The organism is Arthrobacter sp. Y3224198 (genome assembly GCF_059090025.1).
Map to the genome: position 1 here is coordinate 12,321 of NZ_JBNHFG010000006.1, position 21,143 is coordinate 33,463.

At 66.5% G+C, this 21,143-nt stretch carries 17 protein-coding genes; 5 read left to right on the top strand and 12 right to left on the bottom strand.

What is annotated here, in order from left to right; genetic code table 11:
• Window position 1 precedes the first annotated feature (1 nt).
• On the bottom strand, window positions 2-1,684 hold the full coding sequence (locus tag AC5RUF_RS04905) for an ABC-F family ATP-binding cassette domain-containing protein (protein ID WP_494129891.1): 1,683 nt from the start codon (window positions 1,682-1,684) through the stop codon (window positions 2-4).
• Window positions 1,685-1,764: 80 nt separating this feature from the next.
• On the opposite strand from AC5RUF_RS04905, the gene AC5RUF_RS04910 reads away from it, so the two are divergent.
• The gene (locus AC5RUF_RS04910) at window positions 1,765-2,085 is read left to right on the top strand and encodes a putative quinol monooxygenase (protein WP_494129892.1); all 321 of its coding nucleotides are present in this window, start codon (window positions 1,765-1,767) and stop codon (window positions 2,083-2,085) included.
• Between the two features lie 2 nt (window positions 2,086-2,087).
• Here AC5RUF_RS04910 and AC5RUF_RS04915 read toward each other — a convergent pair whose 3' ends face one another.
• From AC5RUF_RS04915 to AC5RUF_RS04940, 6 genes are all read right to left on the bottom strand, one after another.
• Window positions 2,088-2,357 carry a hypothetical protein gene (locus AC5RUF_RS04915; RefSeq protein WP_494129893.1) on the bottom strand — a complete coding sequence of 90 codons (270 nt, stop codon included), beginning with the start codon at window positions 2,355-2,357 and terminating at the stop codon, window positions 2,088-2,090.
• Between the two features lie 78 nt (window positions 2,358-2,435).
• Window positions 2,436-3,641 (bottom strand): hypothetical protein, encoded by a 1,206-nt coding sequence (locus AC5RUF_RS04920; protein WP_494129894.1) that lies wholly within the window; start codon window positions 3,639-3,641, stop codon window positions 2,436-2,438.
• A 103-nt stretch (window positions 3,642-3,744) separates the two neighbouring features.
• Window positions 3,745-5,193 carry a phytoene desaturase family protein gene (locus AC5RUF_RS04925; RefSeq protein WP_494129895.1) on the bottom strand — a complete coding sequence of 483 codons (1,449 nt, stop codon included), beginning with the start codon at window positions 5,191-5,193 and terminating at the stop codon, window positions 3,745-3,747.
• Between the two features lie 10 nt (window positions 5,194-5,203).
• Window positions 5,204-6,286, bottom strand: a complete 1,083-nt coding sequence (locus AC5RUF_RS04930) for a lipid II:glycine glycyltransferase FemX (RefSeq protein ID WP_494129896.1) — start codon at window positions 6,284-6,286, stop codon at window positions 5,204-5,206.
• Window positions 6,283-7,749 (bottom strand): glycosyltransferase family 87 protein, encoded by a 1,467-nt coding sequence (locus AC5RUF_RS04935; protein WP_494129897.1) that lies wholly within the window; start codon window positions 7,747-7,749, stop codon window positions 6,283-6,285. Before AC5RUF_RS04935 ends, AC5RUF_RS04930 begins: the two co-directional genes overlap by 4 nt.
• Window positions 7,750-7,781: 32 nt before the next feature.
• Window positions 7,782-9,158, bottom strand: a complete 1,377-nt coding sequence (locus AC5RUF_RS04940) for a hypothetical protein (RefSeq protein ID WP_494129898.1) — start codon at window positions 9,156-9,158, stop codon at window positions 7,782-7,784.
• Window positions 9,159-9,346: 188 nt separating this feature from the next.
• On the opposite strand from AC5RUF_RS04940, the gene AC5RUF_RS04945 reads away from it, so the two are divergent.
• Window positions 9,347-10,432 carry an inositol-3-phosphate synthase gene (locus tag AC5RUF_RS04945; protein WP_494129899.1) on the top strand — a complete coding sequence of 362 codons (1,086 nt, stop codon included), beginning with the start codon at window positions 9,347-9,349 and terminating at the stop codon, window positions 10,430-10,432.
• Between the two features lie 83 nt (window positions 10,433-10,515).
• Here AC5RUF_RS04945 and AC5RUF_RS04950 read toward each other — a convergent pair whose 3' ends face one another.
• The 5 genes from AC5RUF_RS04950 to AC5RUF_RS04970 form a co-directional block, all read right to left on the bottom strand.
• The gene (locus AC5RUF_RS04950; RefSeq protein ID WP_494129900.1) at window positions 10,516-12,195 is read right to left on the bottom strand and encodes a formate--tetrahydrofolate ligase; all 1,680 of its coding nucleotides are present in this window, start codon (window positions 12,193-12,195) and stop codon (window positions 10,516-10,518) included.
• Window positions 12,196-12,298: 103 nt separating this feature from the next.
• The gene (gene mshA, locus AC5RUF_RS04955) at window positions 12,299-13,543 is read right to left on the bottom strand and encodes a D-inositol-3-phosphate glycosyltransferase (protein WP_493996718.1); all 1,245 of its coding nucleotides are present in this window, start codon (window positions 13,541-13,543) and stop codon (window positions 12,299-12,301) included.
• A gap of 193 nt (window positions 13,544-13,736) precedes the next feature.
• Window positions 13,737-14,108: an immunoglobulin domain-containing protein gene (locus AC5RUF_RS04960; protein WP_494129901.1), complete on the bottom strand. Its 372-nt coding sequence runs from the start codon at window positions 14,106-14,108 to the stop codon at window positions 13,737-13,739.
• 647 nt (window positions 14,109-14,755) lie between these two features.
• Entirely contained in the window at window positions 14,756-15,412 is a 657-nt protein-coding gene (locus AC5RUF_RS04965) for a histidine phosphatase family protein (RefSeq protein ID WP_493996716.1), read from the bottom strand.
• Window positions 15,413-16,927, bottom strand: coding sequence for a CCA tRNA nucleotidyltransferase (locus AC5RUF_RS04970; RefSeq protein WP_493996715.1), 1,515 nt, complete (start codon window positions 16,925-16,927; stop codon window positions 15,413-15,415).
• A 143-nt stretch (window positions 16,928-17,070) separates the two neighbouring features.
• Between AC5RUF_RS04970 and AC5RUF_RS04975 the strand changes: the two genes are divergently transcribed.
• From AC5RUF_RS04975 to AC5RUF_RS04985, 3 genes are all read left to right on the top strand, one after another.
• The gene (locus AC5RUF_RS04975; RefSeq protein WP_493996714.1) at window positions 17,071-17,601 is read left to right on the top strand and encodes an NUDIX hydrolase; all 531 of its coding nucleotides are present in this window, start codon (window positions 17,071-17,073) and stop codon (window positions 17,599-17,601) included.
• A 73-nt stretch (window positions 17,602-17,674) separates the two neighbouring features.
• Entirely contained in the window at window positions 17,675-19,336 is a 1,662-nt protein-coding gene (murJ, locus tag AC5RUF_RS04980; RefSeq protein WP_494129902.1) for a murein biosynthesis integral membrane protein MurJ, read from the top strand.
• Between the two features lie 162 nt (window positions 19,337-19,498).
• A complete protein-coding gene (locus tag AC5RUF_RS04985) occupies window positions 19,499-21,016 on the top strand; it encodes an ABC transporter substrate-binding protein (RefSeq protein ID WP_494129903.1) in 1,518 nt (505 codons plus the stop codon).
• Window positions 21,017-21,143 lie beyond the last annotated feature (127 nt).

Here is a 21,143-nt window from a genome sequence, read left to right on the forward strand (position 1 = left end):
CCTACCGGACGCGGTCCACCCGTTTTTCGTCCCAGACCGGCGTCTCGGATTCGTACACCCTGCCGTCGGAACCGAAAACCAGGAACCGGTCGAAGCTGCGCGCAAACCAGCGGTCGTGCGTCACTGCCAGGACGGTTCCTTCAAAGGCGTCAAGCGCCTTTTCCAGCGCTTCAGCGGAGTGCAGGTCCAGGTTGTCGGTGGGCTCGTCCAGCAGCAGCAGGGTGGCGCCGGAGAGTTCGAGCAACAGGATCTGCAGCCGTGCCTGCTGCCCGCCGGAGAGCGATTCATACTTCTGCTCCGAGGATGAGGCCAGGCCGTACCGGTCCAGGGCCCCGGCCGCCGCTTCGCGTCCCAGCCCGGAGCGGTGCTCGTCGCCGCGGTGCAGGATGTCCAGCAGCGTACGCTCGGCCAAATCGGGGCGCATCATGGTCTGGGCGAAGAACCCGGGCCGGATCCGGGCACCCAGCTTCACCGAGCCGTTGTGCGGCACCGGCGCAATCTCCACCTCGGACACCGGTTCGTGTTCGCGGTCCGGATCGCTGCCGCCCAGGGCCAGCAGGCGCAGGAAGTGGGACTTGCCGGATCCGTTGGACCCCAGCACCCCCACCCGGTCCCCGAACCAGATCTCGGTGCTGAACGGCTTCATCAGGCCGGTCAGTTCCAGCTTCTGTGCCACGACGGCGCGCTTGGCCGTGCGTCCGCCGCGCAGGCGCATCTTGACGTTCTGTTCCACGGGCAGCGCTTCGGGCGGACCGGCTTCCAGGAACTTGGCCAGCCGGGTCTGGGCCGCCTGGTACCTGTTGGCCATGTCGGAGCGGAACGCGGCCTTGTTCTTGTACATGTTGACGAGTTCCTTGAGCTTGAGGTGCTCCTCGTCCCAGCGCCGGCGCAGTTCCTCGAACCGGGCATTGCGGTCTTCGCGGGCCTTGACGTAGCTGCCGAAGCCGCCGCCGTGGATCCAGGCCGAGGCGCCGTTGATGCCCGGCTCCAGGGTGACGATGCGCGTGGCGGCGTTGTCCAGCAGTTCCCGGTCGTGGCTGACAAACAGCACCGACTTCTTCGACTCCGCCAGCTTGGCCTCGAGCCAGCGCTTGCCAGGCACGTCCAGGTAGTTGTCCGGCTCGTCGAGCAGCAGCAGTTCGTCGGGCCCGGCAAACAGGGCCTCCAGGACCAGGCGTTTCTGCTCCCCGCCGGAAAGGGATGCGGCCTTGCGGTACTGTGCCCGGTCAAAGGGCAGGCCCAGCGCGGCCATGGTCACTTCGTCCCAGACCGTCTCCTGTTCGTAGCCGCCGACGTCGCCCCAGTCCGTGATGGCGGTGGCATACCGCATCTGGGTGGGTTCGTCGTCGTGCTCCATCATGGCCAGTTCCGCCGCGTCCACTTCCCGGGCGGCTGCGGCGAGCGCCGGCGGGGCGGCCGAAACCAGAAGGTCCCGCACCGTGCTCTCATCCCGGACCTGTCCCACGAACTGGCGCATGATGCCCATGTTGCCGGACCGTGAAACGGTGCCCTCGTCCGGAAGCAGGTCTCCCGCAATGATCCGCAGAAGGGTCGTCTTGCCGGTGCCGTTGGGCCCGATCAGCGCGGTCTTGTGCCCGTCGCCCACCTTGAAGCTGACACCGTTCAGCAGCTGCCGGCCGTCGGAGAGGAAATAGTCAATGTTGGATACGTCGAGGTGCGCCACGTACCCATCCTCCCATCCCGCTTCCCCTGCCCTTCCACCCGGCGTGGAGCCCGTCCGGGTCGCGGGCATACGATGAAGAAATGATCTTTATTACCGTCAAATTCCTTGTTAAGCCCGAATGGACCGAACGCTGGCCCGAACTGACCGCCGATTTCACCGCCGCCACCCGCGCGGAGCCGGGAAACCTCTGGTTCGACTGGTCGCGCAGCCTCGAGGACCCGAACGAGTTTGTGCTGGTGGAAGCCTTCAAGGATGACGCAGCCGAAGCCCACGTGCAGAGTGAGCACTTCCAGCAGGCCATGAAGGACATGGTCCAGGCCCTGGTGGAGACCCCGAAGATCATCAACACGGTGATCGACGGCGAGGACTGGTTCCGGATGGGTGAGCTGACGGTCGGCTAGGACTACTTTTTGTCCGGCTCGTAGCCCGCGCGGCGCAGCATCTCCCGCAGGTCGACCACGGTTTGCTCGTCGATGTCCTTGCCGTGCGGGACGGAGAGGTGGTCGGTCTGCCCGGCAAGGGTCACTTCGTATTTGCCGTTGTGCTCGCGGACGGTGTCAGCCACTGCTTCCAGCAGTGACACCACGTCCTTCCATTCGATGTTGCCGCCGGAAGGGTGCCGGAGAATCCTGTCCAGCGTGTCCCGGTGATGGTTGTTCAGGTGCTCGGTCATGGGAAACCTCCAACTATCAGTTCCCCATGACCGGGCCCCGGACGCAAGGCCCCGGAGGACTCCGTCAGCGCATGGGCGCTAGTCTGCGAACTCCATGGTGATGGTCTCGCCCTGGATATTTACCTTGGCAGGCATCGAGTAGAGCTCAACGGTGCCCTTCTGCATTCCCCAGTCATCGCCCTGCTTCATTTCGGCTTCCAGCGTGAACTGCCCGTTTTCCGCCGTGACGGGGAACGGGGTGCTCGGGTCACCCTCGATGACCGCGTACGTGGGCTCCCTGGTCATGCTCCACTTGATGTTGCGGAAGTTGTTGGGGTCTTCGCCGTCGGCCTTGTTCGGGCAGCCCTTTGGCAGCAGTTCGGTGGACTTCATGCAGGCGTCCAGGTGCGCCCTGGTCTGGGCCCGGATCTCATCGCGTGCCGCGTCCGTGATCTCCGGGATGAAGCCCACTCCCATCAGTGATTCCTGCGAGTCCAGGCCAACGCTCATTTTTTCGTCCTCGCCGTAACTGACGAATTTCGTGCCGTCGGGAGCATTGAAGGTGTAGTCGCCCGGCATAACCGCCAATTTCCGGCCGTCCTCCGGGGCTTTGAAGTCCACGCCGTTTACGGCGGTGCCGGTAACATCCGGGTCCACCAGATAGCGCAGCGACCATGTGCCCAGCGGCGCGTCGACTTTCCATTTCTTGAAGAGCACTGCCTCGGTCCCAGCCTTGGACAGCGATAGTTTCATGGCTTCTGTTTCCGAGCCCTGCTCCACGTCAACCGCCACCTCGGCCTTATCGCCGTCGACCATGACGTCCGTGATTTCAAAACCGCTGATCCGGTTCTCCACCTTCGAGTAGACCTCGTCGGTCATCAGGGAATTGTCCAGGTCCGAATCGGCAGGCGCCATGTCCAGGGCCTTTTCCAGCTTCCCGTCAACCAGTGCCTGGAGGTATTCCTCGGCCTGGACGCGGGGACTGTACGTCGTCTCGCTCAGGTACTTGTAGCCGAAGAAGCCGCCGACTCCCAGGACCACCAGCAGTCCTGCGGTCACGCTGCCCGCAATGATCAGGCGCTTGCGCCGTTTCGGGTTCGAGTGTCCCTGCGGCGCTTCCCCCGGTCCGCCCGGCGGCGGGGGAAGCTGCTGCCACTGCTGTCCGGTTTCCGGCCGGGACTGCGCCCCCGGCTGGTGGAACGGCGGCTGGTGACCCGCTCCCGTGCCCGGCGGAGGCGGCGGTGCTGCCCCGAATCCCTGTGTTCCCGCAACCGGACCGTAGTTTTCCACAGACCTGTCCCCCATACCTTGTTCCCCCAGTTCAAGTGCCCGGCAGCGGTGCCGGTACCCGATAACATAGCGGGTTTCGTGGTTCCGGTCACATGTTGCCCGGCCGGAACGCAGGGGACTATGCGCGTGCCGGGGCCAGGTCCGGCATCGGCAGCCCAAAAACGTCCTTCAGCGCCAGCTCCGCTGCATGCTGGCCGCCCATGCCGTGCACACCGGGACCCGGAGGTGTTGAGGCTGAACTCAGGTAGACGCCGGGAAGCGGCGTACGCCACGGATTCGGTGACGGGACCGGCCGGATCAGCATCTGTGCCAGCGTCACGGTACCGCCGCCGAAGTCTCCGCCCACATAGTTGGCGTTGTACTGCTCCAGCCCCGCCGCCGTCGTGACGTGCGAGTCCACCACCACGTCCCGGAACCCGGGGGCGAACCGTTCGATCTGTGCGGTGACCGCTTCGGTCATGTCCACCGTGGAGCCGGCCGGGACATGGCAGTAGGACCACAGGACGTGCCTGCCGGCGGGTGCCCGGGTGGGATCGAATCCGCTGGGCTGGGACAGCAGGACGTACGGGCGGCGGGGGTGCCTGCCGGCGGCCACGTCCGCTTCGGCATCCGCCAGCTCGGCCCGGGTGCCGCCCAGATGTACGGTTCCGGAGCGGGACAGTTCGGGATTGGTCCACGGCACGGGACCGGACAGGATGAAATCGACCTTGCAGGCGGCGTTGCCGTATTTGAAACGCTCCAGGGCCCGTGCATAGCCGGACGGCATCCTGTCTGCTGCCAGTTCCAGGAACACGGACGGTGACACGTCCATAATGACGGCGCGGGAGTCCGCCACCTCGGCCAGCGACGCGACTTTGTGCCCGGTGATGATCTTGCCTCCGTGCTCCCGCAGATCATCTGCGAGCGCTTCGGCGATGGCCTGCGAGCCGCCCACCGGGATGGGCCAGCCGACCGAGTGGGCGAGGGTGCTGAGCATCAGCCCGCCGCCGGCCGAGGGCAGCGAGGGCATCCTTCCCACCGGATGCGCGGCGACTCCGGTCAGCAGGGCACCGGCGGCGTCCTCCGTGAAGCGCCGGTTCCACAAGGCGGTGCCCTGGTCCAGGACCGCAAGCCCGAAACGGACCAGCGCCACCGGGTCCCGGGGGACGCTCAGCAGCGAACCCATCAGGAGTTCGGTGATGGCTTCACTGCGCTTCACCAGCGGCTCCATCAACCGCCGGTAGGCGGCGCCGTCGCGTCCCAGCCCGGCCACCGTCCGGTCCAGGTCCTTGTACGCCAGGGCTGCCCGGCCGCCGTCGAGCGGTGAGGCATAGGAAATCTCCGGCACCACCAGCTCTATCCGGCGGTCCAGTCCGAAGCTGCGGAAGAACGGGGAGGCCAGCGCCATCGGGTGCACCGCCGAACAGATGTCATGCACGTGCCCCGGCTGCATCAGCTCCTTGGTCCGGCTGCCCCCGCCCACGGTGGCATCCGTTTCAAAGACCCGGACCGAGAGGCCCGCCCGGGCCATGATGACCGCGGCCGCCAGCCCGTTGGGGCCGGATCCCACTACGCTGACGTCGCTCATTGGTTGTGCCTTACTGCCCGTTGCGTCCGGCGAGCCGGCCGGCGAGGGCCTTGGTGGCGGCGGGCAGTGCCCGGAGTTTCCCGGGTGCCTCCCGCCGGATTTTCAACGCTGTTGCCACCAGAGCGTACCGCCGGGGATGCAGCGGGATGTCATAGGTGGTGGGAATGGTGACCACCGTCTTGGAGAAGTTCCGCTTGAAGGTGGTGACGTTGATCAGGCCCGGATAGTTCTCGCTGACTATGCCGGTGAGGCCGCAGGCGGTGTTCCCGGCCTCCTTCAGCACTTTGAACGCCTCCCAGAGGAGCAGGTAGGGCGCATTGGTCCTGCGGGCGTCGGAGGAGCTGGCCGCGAAGTAGTACACGGAGTAGCCGCGGTATTCGGTGGTGATGAGCCAGGAGACGGGTTTGCCCTCCACATAGGCGACCATCAGCCGCAGGTACTCGCCCAGTTCGGTCAGCAGTGTCTCGTAGAACGTGGATTCGAAACTGGAGAACCCGTCCCGGGCAGCGGTTTCCTGCATGATCGGGAACAGCTCCGTGCGGAACACCTCCGCCCACCGCTCCGGTTCAATGGTCCGCACCTCGACGCCGAGCTTTTCCGCCTTGCGGATCAGGTTCCGGGCGTTGGAGCGGAAGGAGGCGAAAATGGCGTCCGTGTCCGGGGTCAGGTCCACCACGATTTCACGCTCGTACCAGCCGTGCTCCAAGGGCCCCGTCACGGGTGGCTGCGGATGCAGCACCTGCATCCGGATGTACAGCGGATCCACGGCCGGATCAGCCCGGAACTGTTCCTGCACGGTGTACACCAGCCGGGCTTCGGCGTTGTGCGTGCGGGTGGTGAACCAGGTGGGTCCGTTGACCACTACCAGTGACGGGCGCAGGCGCCGTTCCGAGCGCAGGTAACTGGCCGTCGCCACCAGCGTCTCACCGTCGTAGTAAGCCCAGATGCCGTACGGGCTGCGGCCCAGCTTCGCCTCGAAGTCCGCCCAATACGGGGTCTGCTCGAGCGGAATCACGACGTCGGGATGTGCGGCGGCGAGGACTTCGAATTCCTTGGAGTCAAGCTGCTCGGAACGGTATGGAACGGGTGTCACTGTGCTTCTTTCGCCGGGGCCGCATGCCTTTCCAAGGGTACCCGAACGGCATGGCGGCGCTTCAGGAGCAGCCGGTCCGCGGCGCCGTCAAACGGCCCGCCCTGGGGATCGTCCGCACCGGTGCGGCGTACCGGGTCCTGGGCCGGGTCCAGAATGTCCGCAGCCACCCGGTACATGAGGTAAGCGGTGGCCAGCACATGGCCGAGCACGGCCAGCACGTAGTACGGGGCGTCGATGTTGTGTTCGGCGGGGCCGCCGGAGGTTTGCTGGGCCAGATACATCCAGATGGCCCACCAATGCATCACTTCGAAGAACTGCCAGATGAGGAAATCGCGCCACCGCGGCCGGGCGAGCGCCAGCAGCGGAATCAACCACAGCACAAACTGCGGTGAATACACCTTATTGGTGAGGATGAAGGCGGCAACTATGAGGAACGCCAGCTGCGCCAACCGGGGCCTGCGCCTGCATGTCAGTGCCAGCACGGCAATGCCGGCACAGGCGGCAGCAAACAACAGATAGGCCCACACATTGATGACGGCTGCGTCCGCTTCCGGGCCTCCGTAGCGTTGCGTGGTCAGGTTCCAGGCAAACCAGACGGATGAAAAGCCCGCTGGCCGGTCCGCGGTGAAATCCAGGAAATAGCGCCAGGACCCGTAGTCGCGAAGGATGAAAGGCAGGTTTACCGCGGCCCAGGTAACCCCGGCCGCGGCAAATGCAAGAACGGCCGGCCGCAGCCGCAGGGTCCGCAGTGCCAGCACCAGGACGGCGCCGAGGATCAGCACCGGATAGAGCTTCTGGGCGGTGCCCAGGCCAATCAGCACACCGGCCAGCACCGGCCGGTTCCGGGCAAAGGCCAGCATGCCTGCCGTGGCAAGCATCACCGCCCAGATGTCCCAGTTGATAAACACTGCCAGGATGGCGGCCGGCGCCACCGCCACCATGGCGGCGTCCCACGGCCGTCTGCCGGACATCCGCATGGTCGCCACCACGGTGGCAATCCAGGCGCCTGCGGCGAGGAAGGCGTTGACGTCGAAATACTGCAGCGTGCGCAGGTCCGAAGCCCCCTCGCCGGGCACCAGCAGCGCCGTGGCACCGGCCAGCAGTCCCAGGAGCACGGGGTATTCAAACAGGGCGCCCTCCGTGAAGAACGGGAAGACGCCGTCCCCCAGCCCCCTGGCCCGGAACAGCTCCGGCCAATCGGAATAGCAGGCCTGGTAGAAGTGGTCCGGAGTGCTCCAGCCGCCCGCCCGGCAAGGCATTTTGACCAGTACAGCCAGCAGTGCGGAAACCGTGGTGAGCAGGATCAGCACCCGCTCCACCGTGAAGAATCCCGGCGAGACAATGCCGGGAGCAGTGAAACGGCCCAGCGGACCGCCGATTGCTTCGGTGAAGTTCCGCAGGAACGGGTCATTGCGGCTGGGGACCACAATGCGCACCGGACGGCGCTGGGGATTCGGTTCCATGGCTATCAGTATCCAACAGGGCCCCGGGCAGGTCAGGGAACCCCGTCGCCTGGCCCGGCGGGCGAGAGTGTTCCCCCCTGAGCCAGGCTGTAGGTGGCGCCGTTGAGGTAGCTGCTCTGCGGAGCGGACGCGTCGTAGGTGAGGGTGTGCCCGTTTCCGGCAATGTTGAGGATCCCGTTCCCGCTGACTTCGGCTCCGGCAACTGAAGCCGCCGTGGAATCGGACTCCAGGCTGACTGTGGATGTGGTGTCCAGGGTCACCGACACATTTGTCAGCGTGCCGCTGACGGAACTGTTGGACGCCAGCGACAGGTCCAACCCGCTCCCGGGCTCGGCGGTGAGGTTTCCGCGCAGCTGCGTCTCGGTCACGGTGACGGTGCCGGACCCGCCGGCGGTCACGTTAATCAGCCGGCCCGACCCTGCGCTCAGGTCGGCACCGTCACTGAGTGTCACCGTAGCCGGCACCCCCTCGATCAACACGGCGTCACCGGTCCGTCCCGTCAGGCGGCCCCCGGAAATGGTAAGGCTGCCGCCCGCCGGTCCCCCGGAGGCACCTTGGTAGAGCCGTACGCCGTGGGTGCCGCCGTCCAGCGTCGAACGGGTGCTGGTGAGGGTGTTGGCGCCTTCCACCAGGGCCGCTTCGGCGGAACGGGAAGTCCCGGCCAGCCCGCAGACGGAAACATCGCCGGCCGAGTAGACGGCAGCTGAAAGGTTCCCGGTGGCTGAGGCGGTGGAGCGGTTCAGCGAGATTTGCGCTCCGGCGCCGACGGCGGCAAGGGCATTGGCGCTGTCCTGGGACGTGGACACCGTCAGGTCTGTCCCCGTAACGGCCCCGCCGTCCCCGGCGGCAAGACCGGCTGCGGACGGGCCGTCGGTGCTCACCGTGGTATCGGTCAGCTCCACGAGGGATCCTGTGCCGGTGCTGGATACGCCGCCGGTGCCGCTCCCGCTGGAGCCCACGCTGGAGCTTTCCAGTGAGAGGCGGCTCCCCCCGGTCGCCTCTACCGCGGCGCCGGAGCCGGAGCCGGATGCGGAGGCGGAGGCGGAGGCAGCCGGGGAGCCGCCGCGTCGGGTGATGTCGGCATCGGCGACGGCTGATGTGCCGCCGTCGGACCGGGACAGCGCCGGAGCATCACCGGCAGAAGGAGAGATGGTCCCGCCCCGTGGACTGGCGGTGGGCACCGTCGCGGCCAGCGTGGGGCAGTCCGCGGCGGAGCCTGCGCCCGCGGTGGAAGTGGGCGCCGTTGAGGATTCCGAGGCGGACGGGGTGCCGTCCGGGGCGGGGGCGGACGTGCAGGCGGCCAGTCCCAGTGCGGCCGCCAGAGCCCCGGCGGCCACGGCCCGCCGCACGGGGTACACGCGGTGCACGGGGTGGAAGGCCGGATCGGGGGGCTTGGGGAAAGCGGACATTGGGGGCTCCCATGCCTGGACAGCGGAAGGCTCTCGCGTGTCCAGTTTAGGTGCGGAGGCTGCCAAAGGCGGCGGGGCGTGCACCAATCGGTTCCGCGCGGGGTAAGACAAGTGACTGGCAGCACGTAGACTGTGGTGGTTGTCTGCGCCGGGGGCGCAGCATTCAACATATTCTTCGAAGGAGAACCGTGTCCGAGAACCCCATCCGGGTGGCAATTGTCGGTGTAGGAAACTGCGCAGCTTCGCTGGTGCAGGGTGTCCAGTACTACCGAAACGCCGACCCCAGCGAAACCGTCCCTGGCCTGATGCATGTGAAGTTCGGCGACTACCACGTCAATGACGTGCAGTTTGTTGCCGCCTTCGACGTCGACAGCAAGAAGGTGGGACTGGACCTGGCCGAGGCCATCGGCGCCAGCGAAAACAACACCATCAAGATCGCCGACGTTCCCGAAACCGGCGTCACGGTGCAGCGCGGCCACACCCTCGACGGGTTGGGCAAGTACTACCGCGAGACCATCGTGGAGTCCGACGCCGCGCCGGTGGACATTGTCCAGGCCCTGAGGGACAACGCCGTCGACGTGATGGTCTGCTACCTTCCGGTCGGCTCGGAACAGGCTGCCAAGTTCTACGCCCAGTGCGCCATCGACGCCGGCGTCGCCTTCGTCAACGCCCTGCCCGTGTTCATTGCCGGCACCAAGGAATGGGCGGACAAGTTCACCGCCGCCGGTGTCCCGATTGTTGGCGATGACATCAAGAGCCAGATCGGCGCCACCATCACCCACCGTGTGATGGCCAAGCTGTTCGAGGACCGCGGCGTGGTCCTGGACCGCACCTACCAGCTCAATGTCGGCGGCAACATGGACTTCAAGAACATGCTCGAGCGCGAGCGCCTGGAGTCCAAGAAGATCTCCAAGACCCAGGCGGTCACCTCCAACACTTCCGCTGCCCTGAAGGCCGACGACGTGCACATCGGCCCGTCCGACTACGTTGCCTGGCTCGACGACCGCAAGTGGGCCTTTGTCCGGCTGGAAGGCCGCAACTTCGGCGACGCCCCGGTGTCCCTGGAGTACAAGCTGGAGGTGTGGGACTCCCCCAACTCCGCCGGTGTCATCATTGACGCCGTCCGTGCGGCCAAGATCGCCCTGGACCGCGGTGTCGGCGGCCCCATCCTCTCGGCATCCAGCTACTTCATGAAATCCCCGCCGGAGCAGTACAACGACGACATTGCCAAGGAAAAGGTTGAGCAGTTCATCCGCGGCGAGGTCGAGCGCTAGGCCCTGGCCCCGCGCTTAACACCAACGCCCCTGCTCCCGCACTGCGGGAGCAGGGGCGTTGGTGTATCCGGAAATGTCCCGGGCTAGACCAACCCCTCGGGCGTGCCGTCTGCGGACACTCCCATACGCAGCGCCGCCGGGGATTTGGGCAGCCCCGGCATCGTCATGACCGCCCCGGTCAGTGCCACCACGAAGCCGGCGCCGGTCTTGATCGACAGGTCCCGCACATGCAGCGTGAACCCGGCAGGCGCACCCAGGGCGGCGGGGTTGTCGGAGAAGGAGTACTGGGTCTTGGCCATGCACACCGGCAGGCTGTCCAGGTCCCGCGCCTTGATCTCCTGCAGCCGGCGCAGCGCGGCGGGGGCGAACTCGACGTCGGCGGCACCGTAGATCTCCCGGGCAACCGTCCGGATCTTCTCCTCCACGGGCAGGCTGTCCGGATACAGGAACCGGAAGGCCGTCGGCTGTTCCAGTGCGGCCAGCACCGCCCCGGCCAGCGCGTCACCACCGGGTCCGCCGCCGCCGTGCGCCCAGACGTCCGCAACCGCCGCGCTGACGCCTTCACCGGCACACCAATCGGCCAGCCGGCGCAATTCCGCGTCCGTGTCCGTGCTGAACCGGTTGATCGCCACCACCGGGTTGATCCCGAACCGGCGGATGTTTTCCAGGTGCCGGTGCAGGTTGGCAATGCCGGCGTCCAGCGCCGGCAGGTTCTCCGCCGCCAGTTCGGCCCTGGGCACGCCGCCGTGCATTTTCAGGGCCCGGATGGTGGCCACCACCACCACCGCCTCCGGAGCCACGTCCGCCACCCGTGACTTGATGTCCAGGTACTTTTCCGCGCCCAGGTCGGCACCGAAACCGGCCTCGGTCACCACGATGTCCGCCAGCCGCTGCGCGGTCCGGGTGGCAATCACCGAGTTGCAACCGTGGGCTATGTTGGCGAAGGGGCCCCCGTGGACCAGGGCCGGAGTGCCGGCCAGGGTCTGCACCAGATTCGGTTTCAGGGCCTCGCGCAGCAGCAGGGTCATGGCGCCCTGCACGCCCAGCTCGGCAACCGTTACGGGCCGGCGGTCGTAGGTGTAGCCGACGGTGATCCGGGACAGCCGATCAGTAAGGTCCGCGAGGTCGCGGGCGAGGCAGAAGACGGCCATCACCTCCGACGCCACGGTGATGTCGAAGCCGTCCTGCCGGGGCACACCCTGCGCCGGCCCACCCAGGCCGATCACGATGTCCCGCAGCGCCCGGTCATTCATGTCCAGTACCCGCCTGACCACAATGCGGCGCGGGTCCAGCCCCAATTCGTTGCCTTGGAAAATGGAGTTGTCCACCAGCGCGGCAAGTGCGTTGTTCGCGGCGGTGATTGCGTGGAAGTCGCCGGTGAAGTGCAGGTTGATGTCCTCCATCGGCACCACCTGGGAGTAGCCGCCACCGGTGGCACCGCCCTTCATACCCAGCACCGGGCCCATGGAGGGTTCGCGGAGGGCTATGCAGACACTTTTCCCCGCCCGCTGCAGAGCGTCGGCCAGGCCCACGGTGACCGTGGATTTTCCTTCGCCGGCGGGGGTGGGGCTCATGGCCGTGACCAGGACAACCTTTCCCCGGGCGGTATCCGCCGGCAGCAGCGCCGGGTCCACCTTGGCTTTGTATCGCCCGTAGAGCTCAAGGGCGTCCTCCGGGATCCCGGCCCCGCGGGCAATGTCCGCAATGGGCTGCAGCTTGGCCGAGCGGGAAATCTCCAGATCTGAGGGAACGCTGGTGCCCATGGTCATGTTCCTTCCGCTGCGCCGTCAACGGATCGCATCGCCGGCCGGGTCATTGGATGCAAGCCAAGCTACCAGCAGCCGGTGGTGTTGGCGCCCGGTGCCCCTACTTCCGCACCGAGCGGCTGGCATGGTGCTCCGCCGCCTCGCGGTAGCTTTCCGCGGTGAGCATGGCGGTCCGCCGCCATCCGAAGGCCTGCGCGTGCGCCGCGGCTCCTTCTCCCAACGTACGACGCCGGTCCGCGCCGTCATAGAGCGCTTCCAGTTCCGCCGCCCAGCGGGCGGGGGCATGGCCGTCCACCAGGACCCCGCTGCGGCCGTTGCGTACGGCCATGGGCAGGCCCCCCACGTTGGCTGCCAGTACGGGAGTGCCGCAGGCCTGTGCTTCCAAGGCCACCAGGCCGAAAGACTCGCTGAAGGACGGGACGGCCACCACGTCCGCGGCCCGGAACCAGTCCGCCAGCTGGCGGGGTTCTGCCGGAGGGCGGAGGGAGACTGTGTCCTGCAGTCCGAGCCGGCGGACCAGCGGAGCCAGGTCAAGGACGGAGGCACCGCTGCCGGCACCGAGGATGCTGATGCGCAAGGGGATATCCGGGCGGCGGCGGCGAAGCTCCGCAGCGGCCTCCACCAGCACCTGCGGGCCCTTCATCCGCTGGATGCGGCCGGCAAAAACAACGTGGAAGACGCCCGGCAGGAAGCCCTGCCCCGCCTGGACGCCCGGCCTGCCGCGCGGTGAGAACACGCTCAGGTCCACGCCGGGGGCCACCACGTCCACGGCGTCGGGGTCGGCCCCGTACAGCGTCTCCAGTTCGGCGGCCTCGGTACTGGTATTGGCGATGAGGCGGGAGGCTCCGCGGACAATCTGCTGTTCGCCGTCGATGCGGATCTGCGGCTCCGGAGTCTCCCCGGGCTGGGCCTGGAGATTCTTGACCCGGGCCATGGTGTGCATGGTGTGCACCAGCGGCAGGTCCCATTGCCGGGCCACGGCCAGTCCTGCCGTGCCGGAAACCCAGTAGTGCGAGTGCACCACGTCGAAGGCGCCGTCCAGCAGGAAGGGCTGGGCCTCAATGACGGCGGAGGCCAGGTCAAGGTAGGGCAGTTGCTCCTTGGGGACCTTATGGAGGGGTCCGGCCTGGACGTGGCGGACGGTAACGCCGGGAGCCAGTTCCACGTCGGCGCGTTGCTGCGGGTCCGTGGCCCGCGTGAAGATGTCCACTTCAGTCCCGGAGCGGGCCAGTTCCAGCGCCACGGAGCGGACGTACACATTCATGCCGCCGGCGTCGCCGGAGCCTGGCTGTTCCAGGGGGGAGGTATGGAGGGAGAGCATGGCCACACGCTTGACCTGGGGCACTTCGCTCCCTTCCTGACCGGTATCTTCTCTATCGACTTTATAACGCCGCGGGGCCACGCTTTGTTTCCTGTTGGGCCGGACACATCGCCGTGCTGCGCAGCTGCCACAGACAGCAGCACCGCCCGGCACCTCGGTTGCAGGAGGTGCCGGGCGGTGCCGGGGTGCCGGGCCAGGCGGCCGGGTGCTTGCAGTGTCACTTCACGGAGTTGAAATAGTGCAGCAGCAGGTGGCCCTGGTTTCCGGTCAGTGCCGCATCCAGCCGGGCGTCACGGACGGCGCTGGTGCGGAGGTAGGAACTGCGAAGACGCTTGAACATCACATACACCTCCTTCAAGGCTCGTTGCAGGACATGGGCAGGGGCCGGCGGACGCAGGGGCAGCACCGCAGTGGCCCGCTCGGCACCGGCTGGGTACGGCATGGAATCGGACCCGGCAGTGACCGGCAGCGTCGAAGCGGGCACTGCCGTATCGGGCACGGAATACTCAGGCAACGGATATTCGGACCTGGGGTATTTGGGCAGGGGGTATTTGGGCAGGGGGTATTTGGGCGATGGGTATTTAGACACGGAAGTCTCCAATAAAGACAGCCCGATTGGGCACAAAGAATGAAGCGAAGTATTAGCATGCAAACGGCATAAAAAGCACGAGAATTACGCCGGGGCGATTTACGGGTGAAAACCCGACCAGGGCGGAAAATGCTTTTCAGTACCCTCTGCAGGATCCGGACAGACCAGTGCACGGCATTCCCGGACCTGGCAGAGCCGGGCGGGGACGTGTAAGGGTGATGAACCGGTCAGGCAGCTCCTGAGAGGAACTGCGCAGTGGGACGGCTTACGCGGAAACGGTGCGCCGGAAAGCGGGGATAGTCCGGTCCGCGGCTGGAAGCCGCCCGGATCCTTCCGCTGGGAGTACACCCGGGAACCGGAACTCCGGCCAGAGATTGCCGCCTTCAACGCCGTTGCCAATCCACATGGTAATCATCAATCTCCACCTCCTGTTCGCGATACACGGATATACGATGCATGGACATACATTGCCCGGACGCAACTGCCTTCGCGGCACCTGCTGCTTATCCGGATCTAAACTGCTGGCAGACGGTGAAACCGCCTGCAAAAGAAAGGTACAACAAAAATCCCGGCCCTGCCAAGTACTTTCCGTAAATTCATGGGAATTTATTTTTCGGGAGTACCGGACGGGCCGGGATGGAAGTCGGTCAGAGGTTCCAGCCCACTACCGCAGGGGTGCGCTTGTCCCAGCCGAGCGTGCACACTGCGGCGGTGCTGAGGGCGAAGTGCCGGCCCATTTCAGGAGGCAGTCCCAGCCAGCGCGCGGCCAGCACGCGCAGGAAATGCCCGTGCGCCACCAGGAGGACCTTTTCCACCGGCGCCGCGCCCGGCTCCTGGTCCATGGCGGTGCCGGATCCGGCCTGGACCGCAGAGATGATGCGGTCCGCCCGGGCGGCAACCTGCGCCAGGGTTTCGCCGTTGGGCACCCCGTCCTTCCAGATCAGGTAGCCGGGGTTCTCCGCGCGGACCTGCCGGCTGTTGCGTCCCTCATTGTCGCCGTAGTCCCATTCGTGTGCGTGCGGAACCACCTCGGCGTCGGGGTAGCCCACCAGTTCCGCCGTCCGCCGGGCGCGGATGAGGGGCGAGGTCAGGACGCGGTCGAAAGTGACCGGACCGATCTTCTCCCGTGCAGCCCGGGCCTGGGCTTCGCCGTCACTGGTCAGCGGGATATCGGTCAGGCCGGTGTAGTTGCCTTCACGGCTCCATTCGGTCTCGCCGTGCCGCAGCAGCCAGAGCCGGGGCAACCGGGTCCCGGCCGGGGTCAGGTCCGGTACTGCCGGTCCAAAGTTTTCCCCGTTGCTCATTTACTTGTCCTTCGCGTTTGTACCTGATTCATCCTGCCCCCGCAGGGCTTCCTCTTCCGTTGTATCAGGTGTCGAAGACTGAACTGCGCTTTCCGGCTGTGCAGCCCACCACTCCCGAAGCAGGGCAGCGGCCTCATCCGCGCTCCGGGGCCCGTTTTCCATCCGCTCTTCCAGCAGGAACCGGTAGGCGCGGCCCACCACCGGACCGGGACGGACGTCCAGCAGCGCCATGATGGCTTCCCCGTCCAGGTCAGGACGGATCGCGGCCAGCTCCTCCTGCTCGGCCAGGGCGGCAATGCGCTGTTCCAGGTCGTCATAGGCGAAGGCCAGGCGTTCAGCCTTCCGACGGTTCCGGGTGGTGACGTCCGAGCGGGTGAGGCGGTGCAGGCGCTGGAGCAGCGGGCCGGCGTCGTTGACGTACCGGCGGACGGCGGAATCCGTCCAGCCGGCGTCGCCGTAACCGTAGAAGCGCATGTGCAGCTCCACCAGGCGGGAGACGGCCTTGATGGTGTCGTTGTCGAACCGCAGTGCCTTCATCCGCTTGGCGGTGAGCTTGGCCCCCACGGCGTCGTGGTGCAGGAAACTCACTGACCCGGAAGGGTCGAAGCGGCGGGTGGAGGGCTTGCCGACGTCGTGCATCAGGGCCGCGAAGCGCAGCACGAAGTCCGGTCCGGGCACCGCGCCGTCGGCGTCGGTCTCCAGCTCGCACGCCTGCCGGAGCACGGTCAGGGAGTGCTGGTAGACGTCCTTGTGCCGGTGGTGTTCATCAATCTCCAGCTTCAGTGCGGCAACTTCGGGCAGCACGTAGCCGGCCAGCCCGCTCTCCACGAGCAGGTCCACGCCGGTCCAGGGGGCCTTGCCGCGGATCAGCTTGGTCAGCTCATCCCGCACCCGTTCCGCGGAGATGATTTCGATCCGGCCGGCCATGTCCCGCATGGCATCGAAGACTTCCGGGGCCACCTGCACCTCGAGCTGGGAGGCGAAGCGGGCGGCGCGCATCATTCGCAGCGGATCATCGGAGAACGACGTCGAGGGGGCGCCGGGGGTGCGCACCATCCCGGCATGCAGGTCGCGGGCGCCGCCGAAAGGATCCACCAGTTCCATGGACGGCAGCCGCAGCGCCATCGCATTCATGGTGAAGTCCCGGCGGAACAGATCGTCCTCGAGCTTGTCGCCGAAGGCCACCGCCGGTTTGCGGGAGGAAGGGTCGTAGGCATCGGCCCGGTACGTGGTGACCTCCACCTGGAAGCCGTCCTTGCGCATCCCGATGGTGCCGAATTCGCGGCCGATCTCCCAGAAGGTGTCCGCCCAGCCCTTGATCACCCTGACGATGTCGTCCGGACGGGCGTTGGTGGTGAAATCCAGGTCCGGTGACACCCTGCCCAGGAACAGGTCCCGGACGGGACCGCCAACAAGGGAAAGCTCAAACCCGGCAGCCTCGAACCGTGCACCGAGTTCCGGGATCACGTCAGGCAACGGGGACTTCAAAGCAGAACTATCAAAAAGGTGCACCATAGTCCTTTAAGCCTGCCAGATAAAACGGTGAAGACCGACAATGCCGCCGGGCAGGAGGGCGGACACGCCGAGGCTTCCCGCTTCCTCTCCCGCGGCCCGCAGAACAGTCATCATCCCCGGGGAAAGATCGTTACAGTGGGAGTATGGCCCATCCCGTACCGAGTGCCCCCAAGCGGACCCCGTTGACAGCGTCAATGGGCATCGCCGGTGCGCACACGGTACACGCGCCCCTTCCCACGGTCGAAGAGGTCTCCGCCGGCGGAATCGTGGTGGATACATCAAGCGAACAGCTTCCCGTGGCCATCATCGCCCGGCTCAACCGCGGCGGCCGGCTGGAATGGTGCCTGCCCAAGGGCCATCCCGAGAACGACGAAGACAACCAGGCCGCGGCCATCCGTGAGATTGCCGAGGAAACCGGAATCGATGGCCGGATCCTCACTGCGCTGGGCAGCATCGACTACTGGTTCACGGTCAGCGGCCACCGGGTGCACAAAACCGTGCACCATTTCCTGCTGCAGGCGTGCGGCGGGCACCTGACCATCGAAAACGACCCGGACCATGAGGCCGTAGACGTCGCCTGGGTGCCGCTGGCCGAGCTGGGCCGCAGGCTCTCCTTCCCCAACGAGCGCCGGATCGCGGATCTCGCCCGCGAGATCCTTCCCCGCTACCTCTGAGTCCGCCGGGCCCGGCGCCGCCCGGTGTTCCGGTTGAGGCAATCCCGGCCGGAAGTGAGAACATAGGGTCACGATGGCCGAAAAGACTATAGCCCCAAGTACCGCCCGCTCAAGCGCCGTGATGGCGGCCGGAACGCTGGTCTCCCGCGTCCTTGGACTCGTCCGCACCGCCCTGCTGGCTATCGCCATAGGCAACACCGGCCTGGTGTCGGACGTCTTCGTCTCGGCCAACGTGCTGCCAAACTTCATTTACCTCCTGGTGGCCGGCGGCGTCTTCAACGCCGTCCTGGTCCCGCAGATCATCAAGGCCAGCAAGCGACCGGACCGGGGCGCGGAATACGTCTCCCGCGTGCTCACCCTCAGCCTGCTGGTACTGGCAGTGCTGGCGGCCGTCGTCACCCTCGCTGCCCCCCTCATCCTTCGGCTGGTCACCTCGATGAATGCGGAACAGCTGCCCCTGGCCACCACGTTTGCCTACTGGCTCTTTCCGCAGATTTTCTTCTACGGCGCCTACGCCGTGATCGGGCAGACCCTGAACGCGAACGGCCGTTTCGGCGCCTATATGTGGGCTCCGGTAGTAAACAACATCGTCGCCATCGCGGGCCTGCTGGTCTTCATCTCCGTGATCGGCCGGCAGGAAACCACGCCGTTCTCCCCGGACAACTGGACCTCGCAAGCCACCCTCATCCTGGCCGGCAGCACCACCCTGGGGATCGCCCTGCAGGCCGTTGTCCTCCTGTTCCCGCTGCGCCGGCTCGGGCTTAACCTGCGGCCCTCATTCGGACTGCGCGGCGTTGGGCTCCGCCAGACCGGCAAGGTGGCCAAGTGGACCATCCTGACCATGCTGATCGGCAACGGCACCTACCTCGCGTACACCAAGGTGGCGACGATAGCCACGGACGCCCGTGAGGCCTTCCAGGCCAAGGGCCAGGAAATCGCCGGCTACGCGAACCTCGAGACCGCCGCCATGCTGTACATCATTCCGCATTCCATCATTACGCTTTCGCTGGCCACCGTCCTGTTCAACAACATGGCCCGCGCCTACACGGAAAAGAAGTACGACGAGGTCCGGGACACCCTCTCGCAGGGGCTTCGCGCCATCGGCGTGGCCACGGTGTTCTGTTCCGCCGTCCTGATTGTCCTCGCCGGACCCATCAGCATCTGGTTCAGCGGCGGGTCCAATGTCTCCGCCGCCCTGCAGGCGCAGGTACTGGTACTGCTGGCGGTCTCCGCTCCGTTCCTCAGCGCCACCTTCCTGATGAACAGGGCCTTCTACGCCAAGGAGGACGCCAAGACCCCGTTGGTCATGCAGGTGATCCTTTCAGCAATCGGCGTGGCGCTGGCGCTGGTGGCCGCAGCGCTGCCGGCGGACAAAATCATCTTCGGCCTCGCCATCGCATACTCCGTGGGCAACGTCGCCGCCGTCGTGGTCAGCCACATCTATCTCAAGCGCAGCCTTGGCGACTACGGTGCCGGCAGAGTGGTGGACGTCCACATCCGCCTGGTGGTTGCCGCCCTGGGTTCCGCGGCCGTCGGCGCGGCGGGCCTCTGGCTCTTGGGTGGATACGCGGTCGACGGGTATGCGTGGCAGTCCCTGGCTTCGGCCACTGTGGTCCTGGTGGTGTGCGGCGCCCTGATGGCCGTTGCCTACTACCTCCTACTGCGCGCCCTCAAGGTCACCGAGCTGGATGCCTTCCTGAAGCCGCTCCTTGCCAAACTCCGCCGGACTCCCTAAAGTGCCGACTCCGGCTTTCCGGGGCCGCGCAGGTAGCATGGGAACAAAGCAGGCAGTTCAGGGCTGCGGCAGGCCGCGTACCGTGTCCGTGAACGAACATCCGAATATGCAGTTGTCGGCTCCGCTGACGCAGTCCTATTGCCGTTTTCATGGGAGGAACACGTGCCACAGTCGGTAGACGTCGGTTCAGTGCTGGGCGGCCGTTATAAGGTCACCGCGCAGGTACTGGCCTCAGCAGAACAGGACCTGGTGCTCGACGGCGTCGACCAGGTTCTGAACCGTTCGGTCAGCATCCTCGTGGCCGCACCCGTGAACGCCAGCCAGGTTTCGGCAAGCGCCCGTGAAATAGCCACCGGCGAACGCCACGGCAACGTCCAGGTCCTGGACCTCGGTGTCAGTGACGGGCGCACCTACCTGGTTACCAACAACGCCAATGCCGCGGACCTGCTGGACCTTGTGATCGAGCGGGACGCGCCCTACGTGGAACCGTTCTTCACCGACACCCTGGGCTCTGAGATCTTCGGCATGCCCCGCTCCCGCGAGCCGGAGACCGTAGAAGAGGACCGCTACGTCGAGGAAGACGACCGGGCTCCCCGCAAACCCCTGCTCTCCGGCGTGCACAAGCCCAAGCTCCCCCGCTTCGGGCGTACCGGCGCCGCCGCCGGCACCCTGGCCGGTGCCGGGGCCGCAGCCGCTGAACGGGACCTGGAATTCGGTGATGCTTCCGACGCCCCCGCGGAAGCCGCCACCGGAGGCGCCAATGTGCCGCCGCCGCCCGCCACCCGTCCCGGCACCGCCACTGCACGGACGCAAAAGGTCACCAAGTGGGAAGAAGACGAACGGCCGGCCCAGGCTCCGCAGCGTCCTGCCCGGGCTGCTTCGAACTTCCCGAAGTCCGCTCTCGCCACAGGCAACTACGGATCCGAGCCCTCGGAATACGACTCCGATGATTACAACGGCAACGACTACGACGGCGGGTACGACGACGGGTACGACGACCCCGACGAGACCGACGGCAAGCCCGACCGCAAGCCGGGGCGTGTCCTCATCGGTGCCGTGCTCAGCCTGGTGCTGGTCCTCGCTGTCGTTCTGGCCGTGTCCAAGCTGGGCGAGATGGGGGACCTCTTCAGTTCCACTCCGGAGACGCAGGCCTCGGAGGAACAGAGCGCCGAAGCGCCGGCCGCGCCGGAGGCCAGCGCCGCACCTGCGGCCCCGGCACCGGAAATTGCCGGGATCACCCGCCTGGTTCCCGGCAACAACCCGGGTCTTGACTCCGCCAATGACGCGCAGCTGCCGATGATCATCGACGGTAACCCGTCCTCGTACTGGCGCAGCCTCGTTTATGCCAGCGACACCTTCGGCGGCCTCGCACCCAGCCTGGCCCTCGTGGTCGACCTCGGACAGGAATCCGAGATCAGCCAGGTCAATCTCACCCAGCTCCAAGGCACCGGTGGCAGCTTCTCCGTGATGCTTAACAACACCCCGGCACTCGAGGGGGCCCAAACAGTGGCCCAGAGCGGGTTCACCGGGCCCACCACCAGCATCCCGGTTACCACGGCAGACGGCTCCGCAGCCACAGCCCGGTATGTGATCATCAACTTCACCCAGCTGCCGCGGCTCACCGGTGTTCAGGCCCCGTACCCGTGGGGCCTGCAGATCGCCGAAATCGGCGTGTCCTAGCTCCTTCCGGCCGCACCGGCTCCTAACCCTGCCTCCGGGCAGCCGGAGCGCCGCGCAGGCGTGTTCCCTGCACGGTCCCCGGAATAAGCTGGAGCCGGCATTGGTTGTGCCGGGTGATCCCCAGACC

Coding starts and splice junctions, on each gene's coding strand:
- AC5RUF_RS04965 (WP_493996716.1), bottom strand. CDS start 15,412: ATGAGCAACGGGGAAAACTTTGGACCGGCAGTACCGGACCTGACCCCG.
- AC5RUF_RS04915 (WP_494129893.1), bottom strand. CDS start 2,357: ATGACCGAGCACCTGAACAACCATCACCGGGACACGCTGGACAGGATT.
- AC5RUF_RS04975 (WP_493996714.1), top strand. CDS start 17,071: ATGGCCCATCCCGTACCGAGTGCCCCCAAGCGGACCCCGTTGACAGCG.
- AC5RUF_RS04925 (WP_494129895.1), bottom strand. CDS start 5,193: ATGAGCGACGTCAGCGTAGTGGGATCCGGCCCCAACGGGCTGGCGGCC.
- AC5RUF_RS04950 (WP_494129900.1), bottom strand. CDS start 12,195: ATGGGCACCAGCGTTCCCTCAGATCTGGAGATTTCCCGCTCGGCCAAG.
- AC5RUF_RS04935 (WP_494129897.1), bottom strand. CDS start 7,749: ATGGAACCGAATCCCCAGCGCCGTCCGGTGCGCATTGTGGTCCCCAGC.
- AC5RUF_RS04920 (WP_494129894.1), bottom strand. CDS start 3,641: ATGGGGGACAGGTCTGTGGAAAACTACGGTCCGGTTGCGGGAACACAG.
- AC5RUF_RS04910 (WP_494129892.1), top strand. CDS start 1,765: ATGATCTTTATTACCGTCAAATTCCTTGTTAAGCCCGAATGGACCGAA.
- AC5RUF_RS04970 (WP_493996715.1), bottom strand. CDS start 16,927: ATGGTGCACCTTTTTGATAGTTCTGCTTTGAAGTCCCCGTTGCCTGAC.
- murJ (WP_494129902.1), top strand. CDS start 17,675: ATGGCCGAAAAGACTATAGCCCCAAGTACCGCCCGCTCAAGCGCCGTG.
- AC5RUF_RS04940 (WP_494129898.1), bottom strand. CDS start 9,158: ATGTCCGCTTTCCCCAAGCCCCCCGATCCGGCCTTCCACCCCGTGCAC.